We start from the raw sequence: 1926 nt of genomic DNA on the forward strand, positions 1-1926 counted from the left end.
GGTCTGCTGGGTTTCAGCGGCAAACAGGGCCAGATTGGCCTGCAGATCATTTCCTAATTGGCTCATGGCGTCACTCTGGCCACTGAGCTCGCCGGCAGCCGAGATAAACAACTGGAATGTGTGGTGGTGCTCGAAGGAACCACGCTCTGCTCGCAATTAAAATCCGACCCACGGCTGCCACAAGATTATGCAACGCTTTTCGAAATGCAGCCTAATACCGACATTGAGGACACCGGATCTCAGGTTGCGGATTTCTTATCCTGGCATTTACTACAGACGCTGCCTAATAGTCTGCAAGCTCAACCTTTAGCCAAACTCGCCCAATCTTATGGTGTCTGTGCACCCTATTTAGAACTCTTTAAGCAGTGGTGGCAACTGCTGTGCTCTAGAGGTTACGCCACCACCGAGCAACAAGGCGCTGAACACTACTATCAACTCGTTCCTCAATCTAGTGCACAACCAAAGACCAGCGCACTTTGCACAAATTTTTCTCAAGTCAGCCCACTGCTGCAACAAATCATCACCGGCCAAGCAGACCCTTCTGTGATACTGGAGACAGATCTTGCGCCTGAGGTGATGCTCTTCAAAACGCCAGCGTTTCAAGCCTTGCTGTCAAACACAATCAAGGCGATATCGAGCTTGGCAGAGCAACTGTGCAGACCAATCGTCTTGATTGAAACCGAAGCGCGCAGTGGCTTGTTGGCACAGCATATCTGCTCTGCGCTCGGTCCTGAAAAGGTGTATTACTATGCCTTAGACTCTTCATTAAGCTTCACCCAACGTGCCGCACAACGTTTACAACGTTTTAGCCATGTCACAATCCAACATGGCTCACTGACTCATCTGGATACACTGGCTGGTCAAGCTGACGTAGTGTTACTCAATAATGTGTTGCACCGCCAAACCAACCCTATTGACTATTTGCAACACATCACCGGATTACTTAAGCCGGAAGGCATGCTGTTGGTCAATGAGATGGCAAGCTTACCTGAGGCCAGTTTGATCAGTGCTCAGGTTTTACAGCAGGCCCCGACTCTTTTATCGGCCCAACAGCTCGCTACCCACTTTGCGCTCGCCAAACTGCATGTACAACACAGTCTGTTGGCGGCAGAGCAACGCCTTTATGTGCTCAGAAATCAGCATATCGTGCTCAGCCCGGATAGCAGCCAATTATCTGCCAAACTCAGTTCACTCATACCGGCTTATATGGTGCCTAAACGCTTTACCTTTGTTGAATCTCTGCCACTCACGACAAATGGCAAAGTCGATAGAAAAGCGTTAATGGAATCCACTCGTGATACCCACCGTCAGGAAGAACAATCTCAACCCATTCGGACCACCAAAGAGCAAATCGTCGCCCAAGTCTGGCAGGCGTTATTTCATCGATCGGACTTACAAGCCGACAGTGATTTCTTCCTGATCGGAGGGGATAGTTTACTGGCAACGCGTTGTATGGGGGAATTACGCAAACAGGGTTATCAAGCGGATTTAACCGCTCTGTTTAGCCATTCCACTTTGTCACAATTCGCCGCCAGCCTAATTGAAATGACGGCTGATGAATCAAGTCCACTTGCTCCTTTAATCGCACAGCCCAGCCGGCGCTTTCTGCCTTTCCCAATGACGGAAGTGCAGCAAGCCTATTGGGTTGGCCGTCAGTCTGGTTTTGCTCTTGGAGAAATAAGCTCTCAATTCTTTATTGAGTTTCGAGTTGAACAACTGGATGTTGAGCGCTTTAACCAAGCGATGAATCGCTTAATCCAGCGCCACGATATGCTCCGTGCCGTAGTGCGTGATCATCAACAGCAAGTTTTGATTCAGGTTCCTGCTTTTACGCTGACTTGTCATTTATTGGATGATATTGATGGTTTTCAAGCCAATGCCCTGCGTGATGCATTAGCCCATCAGGTAAAAAATAGTGCGCTATGG

At 49.0% G+C, this 1926-nt stretch carries 1 protein-coding gene; it reads left to right on the top strand.

Going from position 1 to position 1926, the window contains the following annotated elements:
- Positions 1-204 precede the first annotated feature (204 nt).
- Positions 205-1926, top strand: a 1722-nt coding sequence (locus GOU96_RS17320; protein ID WP_324702050.1) for a methyltransferase, incomplete at its 3' end; no start/stop codon positions are given.

The organism is Vibrio sp. R-1, from assembly GCF_035615595.1.
Lineage (GTDB): Bacteria > Pseudomonadota > Gammaproteobacteria > Enterobacterales > Vibrionaceae > Vibrio > Vibrio cholerae.